24 protein-coding genes, 1 pseudogene and 1 riboswitch are annotated in these 22,658 nt (G+C 73.6%); of the genes and pseudogenes, 16 read left to right on the top strand and 9 right to left on the bottom strand.

Annotation, left to right across the window (positions count from 1 at the left end; genetic code table 11):
* Nucleotides 1–49 precede the first annotated feature (49 nt).
* A complete protein-coding gene (locus tag ABZ659_RS09295; protein ID WP_360215400.1) occupies nucleotides 50–781 on the top strand; it encodes a lysophospholipid acyltransferase family protein in 732 nt (243 codons plus the stop codon).
* Between the two features lie 11 nt (nucleotides 782–792).
* On the opposite strand, the gene ABZ659_RS09290 is transcribed toward ABZ659_RS09295, so the two are convergent.
* The 6 genes from ABZ659_RS09290 to ABZ659_RS09265 all read right to left on the bottom strand — a co-directional run bounded on the left by ABZ659_RS09290 (nucleotide 793) and on the right by ABZ659_RS09265 (nucleotide 5,426).
* Nucleotides 793–1,593, bottom strand: coding sequence for an urease accessory protein UreD (locus tag ABZ659_RS09290; RefSeq protein ID WP_360215397.1), 801 nt, complete (start codon nucleotides 1,591–1,593; stop codon nucleotides 793–795).
* On the bottom strand, nucleotides 1,581–2,258 hold the full coding sequence (ureG, locus tag ABZ659_RS09285; RefSeq protein WP_360215394.1) for an urease accessory protein UreG: 678 nt from the start codon (nucleotides 2,256–2,258) through the stop codon (nucleotides 1,581–1,583). The genes ABZ659_RS09290 and ureG overlap by 13 nt, the downstream gene beginning before the upstream one ends.
* Before the next feature lie 135 nt (nucleotides 2,259–2,393).
* A complete protein-coding gene (locus ABZ659_RS09280; RefSeq protein WP_360215391.1) occupies nucleotides 2,394–3,068 on the bottom strand; it encodes an urease accessory UreF family protein in 675 nt (224 codons plus the stop codon).
* Nucleotides 3,068–4,789 carry an urease subunit alpha gene (locus tag ABZ659_RS09275; protein WP_360215388.1) on the bottom strand — a complete coding sequence of 574 codons (1,722 nt, stop codon included), beginning with the start codon at nucleotides 4,787–4,789 and terminating at the stop codon, nucleotides 3,068–3,070. The genes ABZ659_RS09280 and ABZ659_RS09275 overlap by 1 nt, the downstream gene beginning before the upstream one ends.
* On the bottom strand, nucleotides 4,782–5,093 hold the full coding sequence (locus ABZ659_RS09270) for an urease subunit beta (RefSeq protein ID WP_360215385.1): 312 nt from the start codon (nucleotides 5,091–5,093) through the stop codon (nucleotides 4,782–4,784). Before ABZ659_RS09270 ends, ABZ659_RS09275 begins: the two co-directional genes overlap by 8 nt.
* Before the next feature lie 30 nt (nucleotides 5,094–5,123).
* Nucleotides 5,124–5,426, bottom strand: a complete 303-nt coding sequence (locus ABZ659_RS09265) for an urease subunit gamma (protein WP_360215382.1) — start codon at nucleotides 5,424–5,426, stop codon at nucleotides 5,124–5,126.
* Nucleotides 5,427–5,546: 120 nt separating this feature from the next.
* Between ABZ659_RS09265 and ABZ659_RS09260 the strand changes: the two are divergent.
* Nucleotides 5,547–6,394, top strand: a pseudogene (locus ABZ659_RS09260) (ABC transporter permease); the annotation flags it as partial.
* Between the two features lie 68 nt (nucleotides 6,395–6,462).
* On the opposite strand, the gene ABZ659_RS09255 reads toward ABZ659_RS09260, so the two are convergent.
* Nucleotides 6,463–6,741: a type II toxin-antitoxin system Phd/YefM family antitoxin gene (locus tag ABZ659_RS09255; protein WP_360215379.1), complete on the bottom strand. Its 279-nt coding sequence runs from the start codon at nucleotides 6,739–6,741 to the stop codon at nucleotides 6,463–6,465.
* A gap of 100 nt (nucleotides 6,742–6,841) precedes the next feature.
* Between ABZ659_RS09255 and ABZ659_RS09250 the strand changes: the two genes are divergently transcribed.
* The 3 genes from ABZ659_RS09250 to ABZ659_RS09240 all read left to right on the top strand — a co-directional run bounded on the left by ABZ659_RS09250 (nucleotide 6,842) and on the right by ABZ659_RS09240 (nucleotide 8,779).
* Nucleotides 6,842–7,477 carry an ATP-dependent Clp protease proteolytic subunit gene (locus tag ABZ659_RS09250; protein WP_360215376.1) on the top strand — a complete coding sequence of 212 codons (636 nt, stop codon included), beginning with the start codon at nucleotides 6,842–6,844 and terminating at the stop codon, nucleotides 7,475–7,477.
* Nucleotides 7,478–7,484: 7 nt separating this feature from the next.
* Entirely contained in the window at nucleotides 7,485–7,793 is a 309-nt protein-coding gene (locus ABZ659_RS09245) for a hypothetical protein (RefSeq protein ID WP_360215373.1), read from the top strand.
* A gap of 304 nt (nucleotides 7,794–8,097) precedes the next feature.
* Nucleotides 8,098–8,302: riboswitch (cyclic di-AMP (ydaO/yuaA leader) on the top strand.
* Nucleotides 8,303–8,305: 3 nt separating this feature from the next.
* Nucleotides 8,306–8,779, top strand: coding sequence for a C40 family peptidase (locus tag ABZ659_RS09240; RefSeq protein WP_360215370.1), 474 nt, complete (start codon nucleotides 8,306–8,308; stop codon nucleotides 8,777–8,779).
* A gap of 63 nt (nucleotides 8,780–8,842) precedes the next feature.
* Here the strand turns inward: ABZ659_RS09240 and ABZ659_RS09235 are convergent, their stop codons facing one another.
* On the bottom strand, nucleotides 8,843–9,307 hold the full coding sequence (locus ABZ659_RS09235; RefSeq protein ID WP_360215367.1) for an ATP-binding protein: 465 nt from the start codon (nucleotides 9,305–9,307) through the stop codon (nucleotides 8,843–8,845).
* 244 nt (nucleotides 9,308–9,551) lie between these two features.
* On the opposite strand from ABZ659_RS09235, the gene ABZ659_RS09230 reads away from it, so the two are divergent.
* Together ABZ659_RS09230 and ABZ659_RS09225 are read left to right on the top strand one after the other, a co-directional pair.
* Nucleotides 9,552–10,412 carry a helix-turn-helix transcriptional regulator gene (locus ABZ659_RS09230; RefSeq protein WP_360215364.1) on the top strand — a complete coding sequence of 287 codons (861 nt, stop codon included), beginning with the start codon at nucleotides 9,552–9,554 and terminating at the stop codon, nucleotides 10,410–10,412.
* Between the two features lie 9 nt (nucleotides 10,413–10,421).
* Nucleotides 10,422–10,646, top strand: a complete 225-nt coding sequence (locus tag ABZ659_RS09225; RefSeq protein ID WP_360215361.1) for a DUF397 domain-containing protein — start codon at nucleotides 10,422–10,424, stop codon at nucleotides 10,644–10,646.
* A 36-nt stretch (nucleotides 10,647–10,682) separates the two neighbouring features.
* Here the strand turns inward: ABZ659_RS09225 and ABZ659_RS09220 are convergent, their stop codons facing one another.
* Entirely contained in the window at nucleotides 10,683–11,813 is a 1,131-nt protein-coding gene (locus tag ABZ659_RS09220; RefSeq protein ID WP_360215358.1) for an 8-amino-7-oxononanoate synthase, read from the bottom strand.
* A 147-nt stretch (nucleotides 11,814–11,960) separates the two neighbouring features.
* Here ABZ659_RS09220 and bioB point away from each other — a divergent pair, with 147 nt between their 5' ends.
* From bioB to ABZ659_RS09175, 9 genes are all read left to right on the top strand, one after another.
* The gene (gene bioB / locus ABZ659_RS09215; protein WP_360215355.1) at nucleotides 11,961–13,097 is read left to right on the top strand and encodes a biotin synthase BioB; all 1,137 of its coding nucleotides are present in this window, start codon (nucleotides 11,961–11,963) and stop codon (nucleotides 13,095–13,097) included.
* A complete protein-coding gene (locus tag ABZ659_RS09210; RefSeq protein WP_360215352.1) occupies nucleotides 13,090–14,370 on the top strand; it encodes an adenosylmethionine--8-amino-7-oxononanoate transaminase in 1,281 nt (426 codons plus the stop codon). Before bioB ends, ABZ659_RS09210 begins: the two co-directional genes overlap by 8 nt.
* 3 nt (nucleotides 14,371–14,373) lie before the next feature.
* On the top strand, nucleotides 14,374–15,135 hold the full coding sequence (gene bioD, locus ABZ659_RS09205) for a dethiobiotin synthase (protein WP_360215349.1): 762 nt from the start codon (nucleotides 14,374–14,376) through the stop codon (nucleotides 15,133–15,135).
* Nucleotides 15,136–15,268: 133 nt separating this feature from the next.
* A complete protein-coding gene (locus tag ABZ659_RS09200) occupies nucleotides 15,269–15,958 on the top strand; it encodes a class I SAM-dependent methyltransferase (protein ID WP_360215346.1) in 690 nt (229 codons plus the stop codon).
* Nucleotides 15,959–16,137: 179 nt separating this feature from the next.
* Nucleotides 16,138–17,034 (top strand): ABC transporter ATP-binding protein, encoded by an 897-nt coding sequence (locus tag ABZ659_RS09195; protein WP_360215343.1) that lies wholly within the window; start codon nucleotides 16,138–16,140, stop codon nucleotides 17,032–17,034.
* A gap of 4 nt (nucleotides 17,035–17,038) precedes the next feature.
* Complete coding sequence (locus ABZ659_RS09190; protein WP_360215340.1) at nucleotides 17,039–19,606, top strand: ABC transporter permease; 2,568 nt, start codon at nucleotides 17,039–17,041, stop codon at nucleotides 19,604–19,606.
* Nucleotides 19,607–19,677: 71 nt separating this feature from the next.
* Nucleotides 19,678–20,106, top strand: coding sequence for a GNAT family N-acetyltransferase (locus tag ABZ659_RS09185; RefSeq protein ID WP_360215337.1), 429 nt, complete (start codon nucleotides 19,678–19,680; stop codon nucleotides 20,104–20,106).
* A gap of 142 nt (nucleotides 20,107–20,248) precedes the next feature.
* On the top strand, nucleotides 20,249–21,613 hold the full coding sequence (locus tag ABZ659_RS09180) for a hemolysin family protein (protein ID WP_360215334.1): 1,365 nt from the start codon (nucleotides 20,249–20,251) through the stop codon (nucleotides 21,611–21,613).
* Nucleotides 21,610–22,623 carry a hemolysin family protein gene (locus ABZ659_RS09175; RefSeq protein ID WP_360215331.1) on the top strand — a complete coding sequence of 338 codons (1,014 nt, stop codon included), beginning with the start codon at nucleotides 21,610–21,612 and terminating at the stop codon, nucleotides 22,621–22,623. Before ABZ659_RS09180 ends, ABZ659_RS09175 begins: the two co-directional genes overlap by 4 nt.
* The last annotated feature ends 35 nt before the right edge of the window (nucleotides 22,624–22,658 follow it).

Raw genomic sequence — 22,658 nt, 5'->3', positions numbered from 1 at the left:
GCCGTGACCCGGCGGGCCCAGCGGACCCGCGCAGTGAGGGGCGACCGCCTTGTTCTACTACCTGCTCAAGTACGTCCTGCTGGGACCGCCGCTGAGGCTGCTCTTCCGGCCCAGGATCGAGGGTCTTGAGCACGTCCCGTCGACGGGCCCGGCCATCGTCGCGGGCAACCACCTCTCCTTCTCGGACCACTTCCTGATGCCCGCGGTCCTCAAGCGCCGCATCACCTTCCTGGCGAAGGCCGAGTACTTCACCGGCCCCGGCATCAAGGGCCGTCTGACCGCCGCGTTCTTCCACGCCGTCGGGCAGATCCCGGTCGACCGGTCCGGCAAGGAGGCGGGTCAGGCCGCGATCCGCGAGGGCCTCGGCGTGCTGGCCAAGGACGAGTTGCTCGGCATCTACCCCGAGGGCACCCGCTCCCACGACGGACGCCTCTACAAGGGGAAGGTCGGCGTCGCGGTGATGGCCCTGAAGGCGCAGGTCCCGGTGGTCCCCTGTGCCATGATCGGCACCTTCGAGGCGCAGCCGCCCGGCAAGGTCGTCCCCCGGCCGCGCGCCGTCGTCATCCGCTTCGGCGAACCCCTCGACTTCTCCCGCTACGCCGGGATGGAGAACGAGAAGGCGGTCCTGCGGGCCGTCACCGACGAGATCATCTACGCCATCCTGCAGCTGTCCGGCCAGGAGTACGTCGACCGGTACGCGGCCGTCGTCAAGGCCGAGGAGGAGACCGCGGCGAAGGAGGGCGCGGCGGGCCGCCGCCGGCGGCGCCTGCCCATGAGCTGACGGCTCCGCTGTCAGCCGAGGGGCGCCGCACGGGCGGAGCGCCGCCACGCCAACTCCCCCAGCGCCTCGTCGAGCACCCGTCGCAGCCGCAGGGCGTCCGGGGCGACGGCGGTCACCAGCGCGGCGGGCCCGGCCAGCGGCAGCACGGCGGCGGTGTCACCCAACGGCCGGGCCACCACCGGCCGCTCCTCGAACTCCGGCCGTACGAGCACCAGTTGTCCCACGGCCCGATGGCCACCGAGCCCGGCGGGCCCGTCCCAGCCGCCCGGCGCGCCGGGCCCGCAGGCCAGCTCCTGGTCGAGCACGGTCCGCCCGGCGACACACACCGTGAGCCGACTGGTGAGCCGCCCCGGCTCCTCGCCCACCCTGCCGAGCACCTCCTCCTCCCGCAGCACCAGCCGGGCGCCCGCCGCGAGGTCGGCGCGGGTGGTGACGTACAGGTCGCTGCCCCGGGCGGAGATCAACTGCTCGGGCAGCCAGCGCAGTTCGCCGCCGTCGGCGACGGTGAGGCGGACGTCGTACCGGGCCTCCCCCTCGGCCTGTCCCGGGAGCGCGATGGTGGCGGCGGCCGAGCCGACCCGGAGCCGGGCGCCGGTGCCCACCTCGGCCTCCACGGCGAAGCGGTCCCCGCCGAGCGGCCCGCTCATCGCTCCGACGAGCACGACCCGCGCCTCGCCGCCGCTCCCCCGGGTCCGCCGGGGCGCCAGCGGCCCGTCGCCCTGGAGGACGGGCAGCGCGGTGCCGCCCCGGCCGTCGTCGCGCGCCCCGATCCGCGCGGTGGCGGCGACACCGCCCACGGTCACGCCGTCCACGCGGCGAGCCGCGCCCGCACCCAGGCGGCGACCTCGGCGACGCCGTCCCCGCTCCGCAGCGACTGGAAGACGACGGGCAGCCCGGCCCGCTGCGCCCCGGCGTCCGCCGCCATCCGCCCCAGGTCGGAGCCGACGTACGGGGCGAGGTCCGTCTTGTTGACGACGAGCAGGTCAGCGGTGGTGACGCCGGGGCCGCCCTTGCGCGGGATGTCGTCCCCGCCCGCCACGTCGATCACGAAGACCTGCGCGTCGACCAGCCCCCTGGAGAAGGTCGCGGTGAGGTTGTCCCCGCCGGACTCCACCAGGATCAGGTCCAGCGGCCCGACCTCGTCCTCCAGGTCCTCGACCGCCTCCAGGTTGGCGGAGATGTCGTCGCGGATCGCGGTGTGCGGACAGGCGCCCGTCTCCACGGCGGCGATCCGCTCGGGCGGCAACACGGCCTCCCGGAGCAGGAACTCGGCGTCCTCCCGGGTGTAGATGTCGTTCGTCACCACGGCAAGGGACAACTCGTCCCGCAACGCCCGGCAGAGCGCGGCCACGGTAGCGGTCTTCCCGGACCCCACAGGCCCACCGAGCCCGATCCGCAACGCCCGCCGGGACCCGTCCCCCCGCCGGGCGTCGGCGCTCACGGCCGCGGGTCCTGCGGAGGAATGGTCACGATGCATCAGACGGCTCCTCTGTCATTCAGGGCAGTTGTTCAGCCCGTCCGGCGTTGGAGGACGAGGCCGGCCAGGCCGAAAGGGGGGTTTGGGGGCAGAGCCCCCAGGGTCGGGAACGGGAAGGGGCGGCGGCGAGAACCCCTACGAGGCGAACAACCGCACCCCCCACCCCGCATGGAGCTCCGCCCCGATCTCCAGCAACGGCGCCGACACCGACGGCAGCACCTCCACCCCCTCCCCCGGCACCCGCCGTCCCGCCCCCACGGCCCGCTCCACCACCCGGTCCACCTCCGGCGCCACCCGAGCCAACACCCCCACCGCGTCGAACGGATCAAGGCTCAGCAACCGCACCACCGCCGTAGCCGCCCCACTCACACTCTCGTACGCCGCGCAGTACGCGGCGTCAGCGTCACCCAGACCCGCCGCCCGAGCCGTCACCCCCCACACCACGGGCTGATGCGTCCCCTTGGGAAACCGCGCCGCGACGGTGTCCAGCTCCGGGCACGGCCACGTCGCCCGGGCCGCCCGCAGCAGCTGCCGCCCCAGCTTCCGCGCGGTACCCCGCAGCGCGGGCGACGGCGTGCGCGCGTCGGCCGCGGCGTCCAGCGCGCCCGGGTCCACCCCGACCGCCGCCGCCGCGGCGAGCGAGGCCGCCACCAGCCCGGCGCTGTGCAGCCGCCCCCGGCAGAAGTCCTCCAGGCTCCCGGCGTCGGTGATCCGCCCCGCCCGCACGGCGGCCTCGGCCCCGCCGGAGTGCGCGTGCCCCCCGGCGGGAAAGCGGCCGTCGGCGAGGACGAGAAGCGCGGCCCGCGACATCAGAAGAGGAAGTAGCGCTGGGCCATGGGCAGTTCGACGGCGGGCACCGCCTCGACCAGCTCCCCGTCGATGTGCACGGCGAAGCTGTCGGGATCGACCCGCACCTCGGGCCGCGCGTCGTTCTCCCGCATGTCGGCCTTGGTCACCCCGCGCGTGGAGTCGATGCCGACGAACCGCTTCCCCAGCCCGAGCCGTTCCACCAGACCGTCCGCCAGCGCCAGCGGCGCCACGAAGTTGACCGAGTTCGCGGCGGGTGCCCGGCCGATGGCGCCGAACATGGGCCGCGGCAGGACCGGTTGCGGCGTCGGGATGGAGGCGTTGGCGTCGCCCATCCGCGCGTAGGCGATCTGCCCGCCCTTGATCACCAGATCCGGTTTCACGCCGAAGAACGCGGGCTCCCACAGCACGAGGTCCGCGAGTTTTCCGCTCTCCACGGAGCCGATCTCGCTCGCGAGCCCCTGCGCGACGGCCGGGTTGATCGTGTACTTGGCGACATAGCGCCGTACCCGGTGGTTGTCGGCGCGCCCGTCCCCCGGCAGCGCGCCGCGCCGCCGTTTCATCACGTGCGCGGTCTGCCAGGTCCGCATGACGACCTCGCCGACCCGGCCCATGGCCTGGGAGTCGGAGGAGATGATCGAGATGGCGCCGAGGTCGTGCAGGACGTCCTCGGCGCCGATGGTGGAGGGCCGGATCCGGGACTCGGCGAAGGCGAGGTCCTCGGGGACGGCGGCGTTGAGGTGGTGGCAGACCATCAGCATGTCGAGGTGTTCCTCGGCGGTGTTGACGGTGAAGGGCCGGGTCGGGTTGGTCGAACTGGGCAGCACGTGCGGCTCGGAGACCACGGTCATGATGTCGGGCGCGTGGCCGCCGCCCGCGCCCTCGGTGTGGTAGGCGTGGATGGAGCGCCCGTCGATCGCGGCGAGGGTGTCGCCGACGAACCCGGCCTCGTTGAGGGTGTCGGTGTGGATGGCGATCTGCACACCGGTCCGGTCGGCGACGGTGAGGGCGGCGTCGATGACGGCGGGGGTGGAGCCCCAGTCCTCGTGGAGTTTGAGGCCGAGGGCGCCGCCGCGGACCTGGGAGAGCATCGCCTCGTGGGAGACGGTGTTGCCCTTGCCGAGGAGGCCGATGTTGAGCGGGTACGCCTCCATCGCCTCCAGCATCCGGGCCAGGTGCCAGGGGCCGGGGGTGACGGTGGTGGCCTTGGAGCCCTCGGCGGGTCCGGTGCCGCCGCCGACGAGGGTGGTGATGCCGGAGGCGAGCGCCTCGTCGGCGATCTGCGGGCAGATGAAGTGGACGTGCGCGTCGATGGCGCCCGCGGTGAGGATGCGTCCGTTGCCCGCGACGACCTCGGTCTCGGGGCCGATGACGAGGTCCGGGTGGACGCCGTCCATGGTGTCGGGGTTGCCCGCCTTGCCGATGCCGGTGATCCGGCCGTCGCGGACGCCGACGTCGGCCTTGACGATGCCCCAGTGGTCGACGATGACGGCGCCGGTGATGACGGTGTCCGGGGTGCCCTCCGCGCGCGTGGCGCGCGACTGGCCCATGGACTCGCGGATGACCTTGCCGCCGCCGAACACGGCCTCGTCCCCGGCGCGTCCGGGTCCGCCGCCGCGGTCCTCCTCGATCTCGATCAGCAGGTCCGTGTCGGCGAGCCGGACGCGGTCCCCGGTGGTCGGGCCGAACAGGTCGGCGTAGGCGGCGCGGGAGATCTCAGGCATCGAGGGCACCTCCGGTCCGGCCGCGCAGTCCGGGCACGATCCGGGCGCCGGTGAGCGGGACGAGTTCGACCTCGACGGGGATGCCGGGCTCGAAGCGTACGGCCGTACCGGCGGCGACGTTCAGCCGCTTGCCGTGGGCGGCGCCGCGGTCGAACTCCAGGCCCGGGTTGGCCTCGGCGAAGTGGTAGTGGGAGCCGACCTGGACGGGCCGGTCGGCGGCGTTGAGGACGGTGAGCCGGGTGACCTCGCGGCCCTCGTTGTAGGCGATCGGCCCGTCGGCGAAGAGGATCTCTCCAGGGATCATCGGCTCTCTCCGGGAATCATCGCCGCCCCGTCAGACGATCGGCTCGTGGACGGTGACGAGCTTGGTGCCGTCCGGGAAGGTCGCCTCCACCTGCACGTCGTGGATCATCTCGGGGACGCCCTCCATGACGTCGTCCCGGGTGAGGACCTGCCGTCCGCTGGCCATGAGTTCGGCGACGGTACGGCCGTCGCGGGCGCCTTCCAGCACGTGGGAGGTGATGAGGGCGATCGCCTCGGGGTGGTTCAGCCGGAGCCCGCGCGCCCGGCGCTTCCCGGCCACGTCGGCGGCCACATGGATCAGCAGCCTCTCCTGCTCGTGCGGGGTCAGTCGCACGTCCCACCTCACCTTCTCGCCGGGGGCCGCGCGGGCCCGGTGACCGCGGCCAGCAGGCGGCGTCCCTGGTGGCGTGGAGGGGCAGGCTAGTGGGCACGCGTTTCGAGCACGTTAACCACGGCGGCGACGGCACGGGCGCGGGAACGCCTGGAGCAGCGGGAGGGCGCCTTCGAGATCCACCACTACGACGACGAGGCCGCCGCCCGCCAGGCCGTCGAGGACCGGACGGTGTACGGCGCGGTCGTCGTCGGCGGGAGCGGCCCGCAGTTGCTCACCGCGTCAGCGGCCAGCCCGGCCGTCGCCCAGCTGCTCCAGGCGGCGGTGGCGGAGCGGGCGTCCGCGGACGGCCCCCGGTCAGGACCGTCGACGTGGTGGCCGCCCCCGAGGAGGACCCGCGCGGCGCGGCGCTGACCGCCAGCGTGCTGCCGCTCTCCCTGGCCGGGATCGCCGCCGGGGCCGTGGTGGGCGTGACGGGGCTGCACGGGGGGCGCGCGGTGACCGCGCTGGTGGGTGCCGCGGCGCTGACGGGTCTGGCCGCGGCGGCGGTCGCGCACAGCTGGCTCGGGGTCTTCGCCGGTGGCTGGTGGGCCGAGGCGGCGGTGCTGGGGCTGGCGGTGCTGGCCGTGGGCGCCACCGTCGCGGGGCTCACCGCGCTGCTCCGCACCGCGGGGACCGGGGTCGGCGCGGGTCTGGTGATGCTGTTCGGCAACCCGTGGGCCGGGGCGTCCTCGGCGCCGGAGCTGCTGCCCGAGCCCGCCGGGTTCATCGGCCAGCTGCTGCCGCCCGGCGCGGCGGCGTCCCTGCTGCGCTCGGTGGCCTACTTCGACGGCGCGGCGGCGACCGGCCCCGCCCTCACCCTGACCTGGTGGGCCGCCCTCGGCCTGGGCGCGGTCGCGGTCGGCACGCTGACCGGGAAGCGGGCGGGAACCGCCCCGGAGCCCACCCGGAGCCCGGCGCTCGCGGGCTGAACGCCGGAGCGTGAGGGCCCGGTCCCGCCGACGACGGCGCGGGGCCGGGCCCTCACGTCCGCCCCGCCCTACGACGCTCCCGGCGCCCGGTGCTCGGCCGTGATGCCGAAGCGCTGGCGCTCGCGCGGCGTGACCGGCGCCTCGCGGACGCCGGAGACGGCGCTGACGACCCGCTCGTCCGCGGCCTCCGGCCGGCCCTCCAGGCGTTCGAGGTCGGCGGCGGAGACGAGCGCGACGAGGGGCTTGCCGTGCCGCGTCACGACGACGCGCTCACCGCCGTACACCACCCGGTTGATCAGGTCGGCGAGTTCAGCCCTGGCTTGCGTCACCGGAATCTCGTAGGCCATGACTCCCAGCTTACGGGCCACCCCTCCCCCGGAGAATGTACGTCCTGTACATTTTTCAGCGACAGCTCCGGAGTCGCCCTGCCGCGAGGAGGGGTCCGCCATGACCCGACCGTCCGCCCGCCCCGTCCTGCCCGGGTTCACCGAGCCCACCAGCCTCGGCGGCCGCACGCTGGACCCGTACGGGAAACTGCTGGAGGGCAGGATCGTCATCCTGGGCACGCCGCTCGACGACGCCGCCGCGGTCGACGTGATCGCGCAGTTCACGCACCTGGAACACGGCTCGCCCGACCAGGACATCGCGCTGTACGTCAACTCGCCCGGCGGCTCCCACAGCGCCATGACGGCCGTGTACGACACGATGCGCCACGTCAGCTGCGACGTGCGGACCTACTGCACGGGGCAGGCCGGTGCGCCGGCCGCGCTGCTGCTCGCCGCGGGCGCCCCGGGCAAGCGGTTCGCGCTGCCCGGCGCCCGCGTGGTGCTGCGGCAGCCCACGCTCACCGAACCGGTGCACGGCCGGACGTCCGACTTAGCCGTCCGGGCGGCGGAGTTGACCCGCGTCCGCGAACTGGCCGAGGAGATCCTCGTACGGCACACGGGGCGCGCGCCGGAGCAGGTGGCCCGGGACTTCGAGCGGGGGAAGGTGCTCGACGCGCGGGCGGCCGTGGAGTACGGCCTGGTGGACCGGGTCCTCGACGAGCGCCGGGGCACGGCGTCCGACCCCGGGGTGCGGTGAGCCGTCGATGCCGTCCCCCGAACTGCCGCCGCTGCCCGCCCTGACCCGGGCGGAGGGCGAGTTGATCGACCGTTACCTGGACGTGGTGGACCTGCTCGGCCGGATCAACCCGGCGCGCCCCGGTGACACCTACCGGGGTCTGCGCGCCGCCCAGGCGCTGGTGAGCCGGGCGGTCGAACTGCGTGACGCGCTGGCGCTGATGCACCAGCGGGGCGAGACCGAACTGCACGCGGCCACACTGGAGCGGGCGCTGCGCGTCCTGGACGGTGAGCGGCGCACGGCGCGCGTCACGCTGCCCGCGCGCTCTGCCAGTTGACCCGACGGCACCCGGTCGGAAAGTGAAACGATCTGAACGGTGGACCCCCCGTCGGAGTACGACCCAGACGTTTCGCGAGACCGCCAGGGTTGCGCGACACACGTGCTCCGAAGGGTGAACACGACGTTTCGCCGCTGGTCCGGGCCTCCTCTCCCACCTCCCCAACTGCTCGAAAGGGGGCCTGTCCACCCGAACGGACGAGCGGTGAGGAACGACACAAATGCCCGGTTCAGTTGGGATTTTCGGACATGCATGGGTGAAGATCCCTGTCTGACGACAAGACCCCGCCGCCGCGGCGGGGCGGTCCGGGCGGACGCCGAGTCCTGCCGCCGCACGGACGACCGGTCGACAGGGAAGTGGATCGGCAGGAGTGGAGGACCCGAGCACGACGGTCCGCCGGAGCAGACGTTCCGGGCGGCCCTTGGGGTGAAGCCGCGTTCGCGCGGCCGGGCAACTTCGCCAGCCCGAATCCGACAGGTCATCCTTCACAGGCGGCTGACGAAGGGTTGCGCATGACCACGCACAATCGCGTCCCGTCACTCATGGCCCGGGCCGGTACGGCCTCGGCCCTCACCCTCGCCGCGGTGGGCGGCTCCCTCGTGGTGCCGGGCCTCGCCCCGGACGCCGAGGCCGCCACGCCCGCCAGGAAGGCCCTCCAGGTCGCGGCCTCGAAGAAGGGCTCCCCCTACCGGTACGGCGCCACCGGTCCCCGCAGGTTCGACTGCTCGGGGCTCACCCTGTACTCGTACAAGAAGGCGGGCAAGAAGCTGCCGCGGACGGCCGCCCAGCAGTACAACAAGACGCGCCATGTGTCGGCCTCCCACCGCAAGGCCGGTGACCTGGTGTTCTTCCACTCCGGCTCCAGCATTTACCACGTCGGCATCTACGCCGGCAAGGGCAGGATCTGGCACTCCCCGAAGACCGGGGACGTGGTGCGGCTCCAGAAGATCTGGACGAGGAGCGTCTGGTACGGCCGGGTCTCCTGACCCGGGTGGCGCGGTGGCGGTGCCCTGACGCACCGCCACCGCGTCGTCCCGCCCTGCCGGGCCTCAGGGCTCCCGGCGCCGTACGGCGGTGAGGGGTGCCGCCGGTACGGCTTCCGGCCACGGCAGCTCGATCAGGACGGTCTTGCCGCCCTCGCCGGTGGGCCGGACTCTCAGTCGGCCGCCGCACTCCGTGGTCAGCCAGCGGATGATCACCATGCCGCGGCCGTTGTCCTGCTGCACGGCGGCCGGCAGCCGTCTGGGGAACCGCGGGTGACTGTCGGTGACCCCGATGCTCAGCTGTTCGTCACGGCACAGCCGCAGGTCCACCGTGAAGGTGGGTGACTGACCGAAGGTGTGCTGTACGGCGTTGGTGGTGAGTTCGGAGACGATGAGCCGGACCGTCTCGGCCAGCTCCGACGCCGACGGCAGACCCCACTCCCCCAGCGTGCCGAGTGCGAAGGCCCGGGCCGCGGAGACCGAGGCGGGTTCGCTCGGCAGCGTGACGGATGCTTCCAGATGGTCTGCCATGGCGATGTCGTCCCTTTCCCATGGGACCGCGGTCCGACACTCAACGGATGGTTCGAGTACGGTCCCGGACTGGTGCTTCGTCGCCAGACTGCCACTAGCGCGCTGTTTCCGGTGGCGATCCACCAAGATCTGCATATATCTGTCGCTCGAAACGGTGAACTCTGCGACGGCAGACCGTATTTGGTCGAACTGTCTGGAGTCTCGGTGGGGAGCGGCCGAGTGGCCGGGAAATGAAGGGTTGTCCATGCCGAACGGTCCCGCGGTGCGCCGCCGGAAACTGGGTGCCGAACTGCGCGCGCTCCGCGCCCGCCTGGGCATAACCAGCGGTGACGCTGCCAGACTGGTGGGTTGGCACCAGTCGAAGGTGAGCCGGATCGAGACCGGCGCCAGCGGGGTGAAACCGGCCGACGTCCGGTTACTGCTGGACGCCTACGGCGTGACCGAGCCCGAACTGCGGGAACTGCTGCTGATGCTGGCCGGTCCCGACACGGGCGGTGGACGGCACCACTGGTGGCACGCCTACCGCGGGGTACTGCCGCCCACCTACCGGGACTTCATCAGCCTGGAGTCACAGGCGACCTCGGTGCGCACCCTGGAGAACTCCGTGGTGCCGGGCCTGCTGCAGACCCGGGAGTACGCCCGCGCGGTGACCCGGGCGGCGGCGGGCGGGCGCCCGCAGGACGAGCTGGACGCGCTGGTGGAGGTGCGGCTGGCCCGGCAGGAGGTGCTGCGGGCGCGGCGCCCGCTGGAGCTGAGCGCGGTCCTGGACGAGGCGGTGCTGCGGCGCGAAGTGGGCGGCCCCGGGGTGATGGCCCGGCAGTTGGTGCGGCTGAGGGAGGCGGCGCGGCTGCCCCAGGTGCGGCTCCAGGTGCTGCCGTTCGCCGCTGGGGCGCATGTCGGGGTCACCGGGCCTTTCGTTATCTTCTCATTTTCGAGCACTTCTGATCTGGACGTGGTTGTTCTCGACCACTTGACGAGTAGCCTCTACCTCGACCGGAAAGAAGACCTGGAGACATACACCGAGGCATTCCATGCCCTTCAGTTCCACGCCCTTTCACCCGAGGACTCGTTGGACTACATCGCCGGAATAGGCGACGGCACATAAGGAGGCACCATGACCGCACTGCCTCAGAACGTTTCCACGACAAGCGAACCGCCAGGCACGCGGTGGCTGCGCAGCAGCTACAGCACCGGGGCGAACAACTGCGTCGAGACGGCCCGGCCGGTCAGCGGACCGGGCGCCGGACTGCTCGCCGTACGCGACTCCAAGACCCCGGACGGACCCGCGCTGCTCTTCTCCCCCGAGAGCTGGGCGGGGTTCACGGCAGCCTTCCACTGACCGACCGCGCGCGACGCACGGCCGTGCCACGCCGACTCACGGTCGCGTTTCGCCGATGACCCGTACAGCGCGTTCCAGCTGTTCCCCGGAGAGGTCCGCGCGGGCGGTCAGCCGCAGCCGCGAGATCCCGTCGGGTACGGACGGGGGCCGGAAACACCCCACCGCCACCCCGGCGGCACGGCACTCGGCCGCCCACCGCACGGCGCCCTCCGGGGACGGCGCCCGCACCGAGACGACCGCGGCGTCCGGACGCACCGCCGTCAGGCCCGCGGCCGTCAGCCGGTCGTACAGCTCCCCCGCCACCGCGCGGGCCCGCGCGGCCCGCTCCGGCTCGCGGCGCAGCAGCCGCAGCGAGGCCAGTGCGGCGCCCGCAGCGGCGGGCGCGAGACCGGTGTCGAAGATGAACGTGCGGGCCGCGTTGACCAGATGGCCGATCACCCGCGCGGGACCGAGGACGGCACCGCCCTGACCGCCCAGCGACTTGGACAGCGTGACCGTGACGACGACGTCGTCCGCGCCCGCGAGTCCCGCCGCGTACGGCGTGCCCCGGCCGCCGTGGCCCAGCACCCCGAGCCCGTGCGCGTCGTCCACGACCAGCCCCGCCCCGCGCTCCCGGCAGACCGCGGCCAGCTCCGCCAGCGGCGCGGCGTCCCCGTCGACCGAGAAGACGGCGTCCGAGACGGCGACGGCGGGCCCGTCGTGCGTACCCAGCGCCTTGCGCACGGCGTCCGGGTCGGCGTGCGCCACCACCTGGGTGGTGCCGCGGGCCAGTCGGCAGCCGTCGATGAGCGAGGCGTGGTTGCCCGCGTCGGAGACGATCAGCGAGCCGTGCGGGGCGAGCGCGGTGACCGCGGCGAGGTTGGCCGCGTAGCCGGAGGAGAAGACCAGCGCCGCCTCGACACCGCAGAAGTCGGCCAGCTCGCGTTCGAGTTCGCCGTGCAGCTCGGTGGTGCCGGTGACCAGGCGGGAGCCCGTCGAGCCCCCGCCCCAGGTCCGCGCGGCCCGCGCCGCGCCCTCGGTGACCTCCGGGTGCCGGGCCAGGCCCAGGTAGTCGTTGCTCGCCAGGTCAAGCAGCGTCGAGTCGGCGGGGCGAGGCCGCAGCACCCGCACGAGCCCGGCCCGGCGACGTGCCTCGGCCTGCTCGTCGATCCACCCGAACGCCCCCATCGGCCCTCCGCTGATTTTGTAGGCAGTCGACAGACCCTATCCACAGACCGCGCAGCTCAGAATGTGGCCATACCCACACGACGAAGTGCCGGTCTTGTACGAAGCCTCCTTGGCCCGGAGGGGCACCTTACGACAGGATCGGCTCCCATGGACCTGCTGAACACGCTGGTGGACAAGGGGCTTCGGCGCGAGCCGCCGAGCCGCGAGGAGGCGCTCGCCGTCCTCGCCACCTCCGACGACGACCTGCTCGATGTGGTGGCCGCGGCCGGGAAGGTGCGCCGCCACTGGTTCGGGCGACGGGTGAAGCTCAACTACCTCGTCAACTTGAAGTCCGGACTGTGTCCGGAGGACTGCTCCTACTGCTCCCAGCGGCTGGGCTCCGAGGCCGGGATCCTCAAGTACACCTGGCTCAAGCCGGAACAGGCGACCGAGGCGGCGGCGGCCGGTCTCGCCGGGGGCGCCAAGCGGGTCTGCCTGGTGGCCAGCGGGCGCGGTCCGACCGACCGGGACGTGGACCGGGTCTCCGAGACCATCAGGGCCATCAAGGGCGAGCACGAGGACGTCGAGGTGTGCGCCTGCCTCGGGCTGCTCTCCGACGGGCAGGCCGAACGGCTGCGGCAGGCGGGCGCGGACGCCTACAACCACAACCTCAACACCTCCGAGGCGACGTACGGCGACATCACCACCACCCACACCTACGCCGACCGGGTCGACACCGTGCAGAAGGCGCACGCGGCCGGGCTGTCCGCCTGCTCCGGGCTGATCGCGGGCATGGGCGAGGGCGACGAGGACCTCGTCGACGTGGTCTTCGCGCTGCGCGAGCTGGATCCCGACTCGGTTCCGGTCAACTTCCTGATCCCGGTCGAGGGCACCCCGCTGGCCGGGGAGTGGCACCTCACCCCGCAGCGCTGCCTGCGGATTCTGGCCATGGTCAGGTTCGTCTGCCCGGACGTCGAGGTACGCATCGCGGGCGGCCGTGAGGTCCACCTGCGCACGATGCAGCCGCTCGCCCTGCACCTGGCCAACTCGATCTTCCTCGGCGACTACCTGACCACCGAGGGCCAGGCGGGCAAGGCGGACCTGGAGATGATCGCGGACGCCGGGTTCGAGGTGGAGGGCGCGGACGAGGTGACGCTGCCGGAGCACCGGGCGGCGGGCGGCGCGTGCGGTTCCCACGAGGGGGGCGGGGTGTGCGGTTCCACGCCGCACGTGAACGAGGCCCGTACCGACCTCGTCGCCGTACGCCGCCGTGGCGCCGGAACGGACCTCGCGCCGAATGCCTGACCTGAGCGTGCCCGACCTGCTCGACCTGGACCGGGCGCACGTGTGGCATCCGTACGGGCCGATGCCGGGCCGTACGGACCCGCTGGTCGTGGAGTCCGCGAGCGGGGTGCGGCTGCGGCTCGCGGACGGCTCGGGCGAGCTGGTCGACGGGATGTCCTCGTGGTGGTCGGCCATCCACGGCTACAACCACCCGGTGCTCAACGAGGCCGCCCACGACCAGCTGGGCCGGATGAGCCACGTGATGTTCGGCGGGCTCACCCACGAGCCCGCGGTACGGCTCGCGAAGCTCCTGGTCGACCTGTCGCCCGAGGGCCTCGAACACGTCTTCCTCGCCGACTCCGGCTCGGTGTCGGTCGAGGTCGCGGTGAAGATGTGCCTCCAGTACTGGCGCTCGCTCGGCCGCCCCGCCAAGCGGCGCCTGCTGACCTGGCGCGGCGGCTACCACGGCGACACCTGGCAGCCGATGTCGGTGTGCGACCCCGAGGGCGGGATGCACCAGCTGTGGAGCGGGGTCCTCCCGCGCCAGGTGTTCGCCGACGCGCCTCCGGCCCGGTACGAGGAGGCGTACGCCGAGGAGTTGCGGACGCTGATCGGGCGGCACGCCGACGAGCTGGCCGCGGTGATCGTGGAGCCGGTGGTGCAGGGCGCGGGCGGGATGCGGTTCCACTCCCCCGCCTATCTGCGGGTGCTGCGCGAGGCGTGCGACGCGCACGACGTGCTGCTGGTCTTCGACGAGATCGCCACCGGCTTCGGCCGCACCGGCGCGCTGTTCGCCGCGGAGCACGCCGCCGTGACGCCGGACGTGATGTGCGTCGGCAAGGCGCTGACCGGCGGCTATCTGACGATGGCGGCGACGCTGTGCACGCCGCGGGTGGCCGACGGGATCTCCCGGGGCGAGGTGCCGGTGCTGGCGCACGGACCGACGTTCATGGCCAACCCGCTCGCCGCGGCCGTCGCCTGTGCCTCGATCGGGCTGCTCGTCGGCCAGGACTGGCGCGCGGAGGTCAAGCGGATCGAGACCGGGCTGCGGGAGGGCCTCGCCCCGGCGGCGGAGCTGCCGGGGGTGCGGGACGTCCGCGTCCTCGGCGCGATCGGCGTCGTCCAGCTGGACCGCCCGGTCGACATGGCGGCGGCGACCCGGGCCGCGGTGCGCGAGGGCGTGTGGCTGCGGCCGTTCCGCGACCTGGTCTACACGATGCCGCCGTACGTCACCGGGGACGCCGACGTGGCACGGATCGGGCGCGCGGTGTGCGCCGCGGCACGGGAGGGATGAGACATGCCGGTCCTGATCATCACGGGTACGGGCACCGAGATCGGCAAGACGGTCACGACCGCCGCCGTCGCCGCCGCCGCGCTGGCCGCCGGTCGCTCGGTGGCCGTCCTGAAGGCCGCGCAGACGGGCGTACGGCCCGACGAGCGCGGGGACGCGGCGGAGGTGGCGCGGCTCGCGGGCACCGTGACGGCCGCCGAACTCGCCCGGTACCCGGAGCCGTTGGCCCCGGCGACGGCGGCCCGGCGGGCCGGGATGCGGCCGGTGGCGCCGGGCGACGTGGCCGAGGCGGCCGCCAAGCTGGCCACCGACCACGACCTGGTGCTGGTGGAGGGGGCGGGCGGACTGCTCGTCCGGTTCGACGCGGCGGGCGGCACGCTGGCCGACGCGGCGGCGCTGCTGGGGGCGCCGGTCCTGGTGGTCGCCCCGGCCGGGCTCGGCACCCTCAACGGCACCGAGCTGACGGCCCGTGAACTGGAGCGGCGCGGCCTCGGGTTGACCGGCGTGGTGATCGGCAGCTGGCCCGCGCTGCCCGACCTCGCCAGCCGGTGCAACCTCGCCGACCTGCCGGAGGTGGCGGGGGCGCCGCTGCTGGGCGCCCTGCCCGCCGGGGCCGCGGCGCTGCCCCCGGCCGACTTCCGGACCACCGCCCCGGCCTGGCTGGCGCCACGCCTGGACGGCACCTGGGACGCGGAGGCGTTCCGGGCACGGGAGGCGCCGCCGACGGCGGAGGGTGTCCGGGAGCCGCTCGGCGGACAGCCGCGGTAGGTCCGGGCCGCCGACCAACGGCCCCGGGCGCCGACGGCGGGGGTGCGTGGCGGCGCCGAGGGGGAGAATCGCCGTAGGGCCCGGCCGTCGCGGAACGGGGCCCGGGACCATGCTCGTCGGCGAGGAGGTCGCCATGCCACTGCGGACCGTCGGTGCCCGGAAGGCGGCGCGGGATGCCGTGCACCATCCGCTGTTCGCCCGCCGCTACGCGCGGGTCAGCCTCCGTGCCGAGAGCCGGATGGGCATGGCCGGGGTGCGGGACCGGCTGCTCGCGGGGCTCTCCGGGCGGGTCCTGGAGATCGGCGCGGGCAACGGGCTGAACTTCGCGCACTACCCGGCCGCCGTCTCCGAGGTCGTCGCCATCGAGCCGGAGCGGCTGCTGCGGCACCTGGCCGTGGAGGCCGCCCTGCGGGCCGGGGTGCCGGTCGACGTGGTGCCGGGGGCGGCGGAGGCGCTGCCGGTGAAGAGCGAGGCGTTCGACGCGGTGGTGCTGTCGCTGGTGCTGTGCAGCGTCCGGGACGTGCCGCGCGCCCTGGGGGAGGCGCGGCGGGTGCTGCGGCCGGGCGGGCAGGTGCGGTTCTTCGAGCACGGGCGGGGCGGCGGCCGGATGATGGACCTCGCCCAGCGGGCCCTGGACCGCACGGTGTGGCCACCGCTGAACGGCGGCTGCCACCTGCACCGCGACCCGGTCGCCGCGCTGCGCGACGCCGGGTTCGAACCGGGGCCGTACCGACGGCTGTCGATGCCGGAGAAGGGGCCGCGGCTGCCGTCGTCGTTCTGTGTGCTGGGGACGGCGTGGCGGCCGGTCGCGGGGAACCCGTAGGCGTTCCGGCCCGCGTCGAAGGGTGCTCCGTACACCCGCCTCCGAGGTACCGGGGGTGGGGGAAGACGCCCCCCGCCCGCGAGGGATACCGTGTGGGCCGCGTATCACTACCCTCGGCCGCGACGGGGGATCCGGGGATCTGGGACGTCCGCGTGTCGGGAACGACCTAGGAGGCAGCCTTGTCCACTCCTGTAGCGGGGCACGTCCCCGGTCAGGCTCCGGCCGACGGCAACGCGGCCCGCGCCCGCGGTCTGACCAAGGCGTACGGCTCCGGCGAGACGACCGTGCTGGCCCTGGACTCGGTGGACGTCGACATCGCACGCGGTCGGTTCACCGCCGTCATGGGCCCGTCGGGTTCCGGGAAGTCCACGCTGATGCACTGTCTGGCGGGCCTCGACACGGTGTCCGCCGGGCAGGTCTGGCTCGGTGACACCGAGATCACCGGGCTGAAGGAGCGCGAGCTGACCCGGCTGCGCCGGGACCGGATCGGGTTCATGTTCCAGTCGTTCAACCTGATACCGACGCTGAACGCGCTGGAGAACATCACCCTGCCCATGGATATCGCCGGGCAGAAGCCCGACCCGAAGTGGCTGGACCAGGTCATCGACACCCTCGGGCTGCGGGACCGCCTCAAGCACCGGCCCGCCCAGCTCTCCGGCGGCCAGCAGCAGCGGGTGGCGTGCGCCCGCGCGCTGGCCTCCCGGCCCGAGCTGATCTTCGCCGACGAGCCGACCGGCAACCTCGACTCGCGGGCCGGTCTCGAGGTGCTCAGCTTCCTCCGAGAGGCCGTCGACGACCTCGGGCAGACCGTCGTCATGGTCACCCACGACCCGGGCGCCGCCGCCCACTCCGACCTGGTGCTGTTCCTCGCGGACGGCCGGATCGTGGACGAGATGGAGCACCCGACGGCGGAGGCGGTGCTGGAGCGGATGAAGCAGTTCGACGTGATCCGCGGTCAGGCGGAGGGCGGCCCCCTCACCTCCGGCCCCGATTCCGGCCCCGTTCCCGGTTCCGGTACCGGCGGCGGTACCGATTCCGGTGCCGGTGCCGGTGCCGGTACCGCCGAGGAGGTCTGACGCCGTGCTGAAGGCGACCTTCCGGAGCTTCCTGGCGCACAAGGGGCGGCTGCTGCTGTCCGCGCTGGCCGTGATCCTGTCCGTGGCGTTCGTCGCGGGCAGCCTGATCTTCTCGGACACCGTCAGCCGTACCTTCGACCGGCTGTTCGCCTCGACCGCCGCCGACGTCACCGTCAGCCCGAAGCAGGACCTCGACGAGGCCATCCCCTCCGGCGTCACCCCCACCCTCCCCGCCTCGGTCGCCGACCGGATCGCCGCGGTCGACGGCGTGGCGGACGCGCGGCCCGAGGTGGACGTCGCGGGCATCACCGTGGCCGACGCGGACAACGAGTCCGTCGGCCCGACCACCGGCGCCCCCACCCTGGGCCTGGACTGGAACCCGACCGAGCGCAGCCCCGTGGAGCTGAGCTCCGGCCGCGCCCCGAGCGGCGACGGTCAGGTGCTGCTGGACTCGGAGACCGCGGACCGCAGGCACATCGACATCGGCGACCCGCTGACCGTGATCGCGCGGCCCGGCTCCTTCAAGGTCGAGGTCGTCGGCATCGTCACCTTCAAGACCACCAACCCCGGCGCCGCGCTGGTCTTCTTCGACCAGCCGACCGCCCGGACCAGGCTGCTGGGCGACCCGGAGGCGGCCACCTCGATCTCCGTCGACGCCGCCGAGGGCGTCAGCGACCCGCAGCTCAAGCAGCGGGTGGCCGAGGCGCTCGGCGGCGACCGCTACGACCTGCGCACCGCCGACGAGCAGGCCGAGTCCGACGCCGAGCAACTGGGCGGATTCCTCGACGTCATCAAGTACGTGATGCTGGGCTTCGCCGGGATCGCCGTGCTCGTGGGCGTGTTCCTGATCGTCAACACCTTCTCCATGCTGATCGCCCAGCGCACCCGTGAGCTGGGCCTGCTGCGGGCGCTCGGCGCCGACCGGCGGCAGGTGCGCCGCTCCGTGCTCACCGAGGCGCTGCTGCTCGGCCTGTTCGGCTCCACCCTGGGCCTGGCCACCGGCATCGGCCTCGCCGCCGGGCTGATGGAGCTGATGGGCCTGCTCGGCATGAACATCGACGCCACCGAGATGGTCATCGGCTGGGGCACCCCGGTCGCGGCCTACGCGGTCGGGGTGGGCGTCACCTTCGTCGCCGCCTACCTCCCGGCCCGGCGCGCGGCGGGCGTCTCGCCGATGGCGGCGCTGTCGGACGCCGAGATCGCCGGGGTGGGCCGCCCGCTGCGGGTGCGCGCCATGGTGGGCGCGGTGATCGGCGCGGCGGGCGCGGCGGCGCTCGCGGGGTGCGCGGCGTCCTCGGACACGAGTGCGGCGGCGTCGCTGCTGGGCCTCGGGGTGGTCCTCACCCTGATCGCCACGGTGATCGCCGGGCCGCTGCTGGTGCGGCCGGTGATCCGGGTGCTCGGCGGGGCGTTCCCGGCGCTGTTCGGCTCCGTCGGCCGGATGAGCCAGCGCAACGCCCTGCGCAATCCGCGCCGTACCGGGGCGACGGCCGCCGCGCTGATGGTGGGTCTCTCGCTGGTCGGCGGGATGTCGGTGGCGAGCGCGTCCATGACGAAGTCGTTCGACCAGCAGATCGACAGGACGCTGGGCGCCGACTTCGTGGTGCAGAACGCCAACTTCGTGCCCTTCCCGGCGGAGATCACCGACGCGGTGCGGTCCACCGAGGGCGTCGGCCTGGTCGTCCGCGCCCAGTTCACCCCGGTCGGGGTGCGGCTGCCGGACGGCGACCGGGTGGAGACGACGGCGGCGGCGTACGACCCCCGGCTGGACGACGTCGCGAACATCCCGTACGCCGAGGGCGACACCGCGGCGGCGCTCGCCGACGGGCGGATGGCGATGGACCGGGACTTCGCCCGCGACCACGGCGTCCGCGTCGGGACGGCGCTGCCGGTGGAGTTCCAGGGCGGCCGGACGGCCGAGCTGACCGTGGGCGCGCTGACCGACCAGGAGACCTCGGACGGCTTCGGCACCCAGGGCGGGATGTACTTCGGCCTGGCCACGCTGGAGCGGTACGGGCCGGGCGGGCAGGAGGCGGCGGTGTACGTCAACGCCGCCGACGGGACCGCCGACGACGACCTGCGGGCCGCGCTGGAGGAGACGCTCGACCCCTATCCGCAGGTGCAGGTGCGCGACCTGGCCGACTACAAGCAGCTGGTGCGCGACCAGATCGCGGTCCTGCTGTACCTGGTGTACGCGCTGCTGGGCCTGGCGATCGTCATCGCGGTGCTCGGCGTGGTCAACACCCTCGCCCTGTCGGTGGTGGAGCGCACCCGGGAGATCGGGCTGCTGCGGGCGATCGGGCTGGCCCGGCGGCAGCTGCGCCGGATGATCCGCCTGGAGTCGGTGGTGATCGCCGTGTTCGGCGCGCTCCTCGGGCTGGCGCTCGGGCTGGTGTGGGGGGTGTGCGTGCAGCAGGTGCTGGCCCTCCAGGGCATGACGGCGCTGGCGATCCCCTGGGGCACGGTCGTCGCGGTGGTGGTCGGCTCGGCGGTCGTGGGCATCGTCGCGGCGCTGCTGCCCGCGCTGCGGGCGTCGCGGATGAACGTGCTGGCGGCGATCGCGCACGAGTGAGGTACCCCGCCCCCGGTGTCCGGATGCTGGAATCCCGCGTCCGGACGCCGGGCGCATGATGGGATCCCGGCATGACTGAGCTGCGCATACGGGCCGCCGGGCCCGCGGACCTGGACTCCGTACTGGCCTTCTGGAAGGTGGCCGCCGAGGGGACGAGCATCAGCGACGACCGGGACGGCGTGGAGCGGCTGGTGGCCCGCGACCCGGAGTCGCTGCTGCTGGCCGAGCGCGCGGGTGAGCTGGTCGGCACGGTGATCGCCGGCTTCGACGGGTGGCGGTGCCACCTGTACCGGCTCGCGGTCCACCCGGACCAGCGGCGGCAGGGCGTCGGCACGGCGCTGCTCGCCGCCGCCGGGGAGCGCTTCGTACGGCTTGGGGGCCGTCGCGCGGACGCCATGGTGCTGACCCGCAACGCGACCGGCCAGCGCGCGTGGGAGGCGGCCGGGTACGCGCCCGAGGAGCACTGGCGGCGCTGGGTGAAGCACCTGACCGAGAACTGACCTCTTTTGCCGGTCCTTTACTATTGGGGGAACACTCGTCTCTCCATGAAAGGTGTGAGCGTCCGCCGATGGGCGAGCCTCCCAGTAGTAGACACCGTGCGTTCCTCCCCGCCCTGCCGGATCCTGGGACGGGGGTGACCCGATGACCGAAGTGCTCCTGCTGTTCGTGGCGATCCTGCTCTCCCTCGCGTGCGGCGCCTTCGTCGCCGCCGAGTTCTCCCTGACCACGGTCGAGCGCGGCGCCCTCGAACAGGCCGCGCAGCGCGGCGAGCGGGGCGCCGCGGGCGCCCTGAAGGCCGTACGGAACCTGACCTTCCAGCTGTCCGGCGCGCAGCTCGGCATCACCGTCACCAACCTGGTGGTCGGTATGCTCGCCGAACCGTCGATCGCCCAGCTGATCTCCGGACCGCTGCGCGGCCTCGGCGTCTCGGAGTCCGCCGCGTCCTCCCTCGCGCTGGTGCTGGGCACCGCGCTGTCGACGGTCTTCCTGATGGTCGTCGGCGAGCTGGTGCCCAAGAACTGGGCGATCTCCGAGCCGCTCGGGATGGCCAAGCGGGTCGGCAACGCGCAGCGGTTCTTCAGCGCCGCGTTCCGGCCGTTCATCGCCCACCTGAACAACACCGCCAACCACATGGTGCGCCGGTTCGGCATCGAGCCCGCCGAGGAGCTGGCGTCCGCGCGCGGACCCCAGGAGCTGGCGGCGCTGGCCCGGCACTCCGCCCGCGAGGGCGCCCTGGAGGCGGACACCGCCGAGCTGTTCGTGCGCACCCTGAACCTGGCCGACCTCACCGCGGAGAACGTGATGACCCCGCGCGTGCAGGTCATCGCCCTGGACGCGCAGGCGACCTGCGAGGACGTGGCGAACGCGACCCGGGCGACGGGCCTGTCCCGGTTCCCGGTCTACCGCGGCGGCCTCGACACCGTCGTGGGCACGGCCCACATCAAGGACATCCTGGCGGTGCCCGCGGAGCAGCGGCCCCGGGTGCCGGTGGCCGAGCTGATGCGCGAGCCGCTGCTCGTCCCCGAGTCGCTGACCGTGGACCGGCTCCTGGACCGGCTGTCCGGCAAGCGCACCATGGCCGTCGTCATCGACGAGTACGGCGGTACGGCGGGCGTGGCCACCCTGGAGGACATCGTCGAGGAGGTCGTCGGCGAGGTCCGCGACGAGCACGACCCGCACGAGACGCCCGACCTGGCCGCGGCCGGGACGGACGACGACGGCCACGCCGTGTACTCCGCGGACGGCGCCGCCCGGATGGACCAGCTCGCCCGCGTCGGCCTGCGCCCGCCCGAGGGGCCGTACGAGACCCTCGCCGGTCTGGTGGCCAGCCAGCTGGGCCGCATCCCCGCGGTCGGTGACAGCCTCGCCGTCGACGGCTGGCGCCTCGACGTGGTCGACGCCTCCGGGCGCCGGGCCGCGCGGGTGCTGCTGCACGCCCCGCTCGACGACGACGCCGTGCGCGCCGACGACGCCAAGGACATCGAGGACGAGGAGGGCGGGCGGTGACCGCCGTACAGCTGCTGATCGGTTTCGCGACGCTGGTCGTCAACGCCTTCTTCGTGGGCGCCGAGTTCGCGCTGATCTCGGTGCGCCGCAGCCAGATCGAGCCGTACGCCGACCAGGGCGACCGGCGCGCCAAGAGCGTGCTGTGGGGTCTGAAGCACGTGTCGGCGCTGATGGCGGCGGCGCAGCTCGGCATCACGCTGTGCACGCTGGTCCTCGGCGTGGTCGCCGAACCGGCGATCGCGCACCTGCTGGAGCCGGTGTTCCACGCGGTGGGCGTGCCGAGCGGCGCGGGGCACGCGGTGTCCTTCGTGATCGCGCTGACCCTGGCGACGTATCTGCACATGCTGCTCGGTGAGATGGTGCCGAAGAACATCGCGCTCGCGGAGCCGGTGCGCAGCGCGCTGCTGCTCGGCCCGCCGCTGGTGGCGCTGTCGCGCGGCCTGCGACCGGTGATCTTCACCATCAACGCCTTCGCCAACGGTCTGCTGAAGCTGATGCGGATCGAGACCAAGGACGAGGTCACGGCGACCTTCTCGGACGCCGAGCTGGCCCGGCTGGTCAAGGACTCCGGTGAGGCGGGGCTGATCGACGAGCGGGCGCGGGAGCGGCTGCACGACGCGCTTGAGCTGGGCCGCCGTCCGGTGCGCGACGTCGTCATGCCGCTGGAGAGCGTGGTGTACGCGCGCGTGGGCGTCACCCCGGAGGAGCTGGAGCGGCTGTCCGCCGAGTCCGGGTTCTCCCGCTTCCCGGTGGTGGACGAGGAGCGTCGGATCATCGGCTACCTGCATGTGAAGGACGCGCTGGACGCCTCCCCGCGCGACCTGCCGTTCCGGCTGCGGGACATGCGGTCCATCGCGCGGGTCCGGGAGGCCACGCCGCTGGACGACGTGCTCACCGCGATGCGCGGCAGCCGCACCCACCTGGCCGCCGTGCTCGGCTCCGACGGCCGTCTCGCGGGGCTGGTGACCATGGAGGACGTCCTGCGGGAGCTGTTCGGGCAGCGGGCCTGACATCCGGGGGGAGGGGGCGACCGACCGCTGGGTAT

This window comes from Streptomyces sp. NPDC006997 (genome assembly GCF_040635175.1).
In the GTDB taxonomy this organism is placed as follows: Bacteria; Actinomycetota; Actinomycetes; order Streptomycetales; family Streptomycetaceae; genus Streptomyces.
The sequence above is the reverse complement of the archived record's forward strand: the minus strand, read 5'-3'. Positions and strand labels throughout refer to the sequence as shown.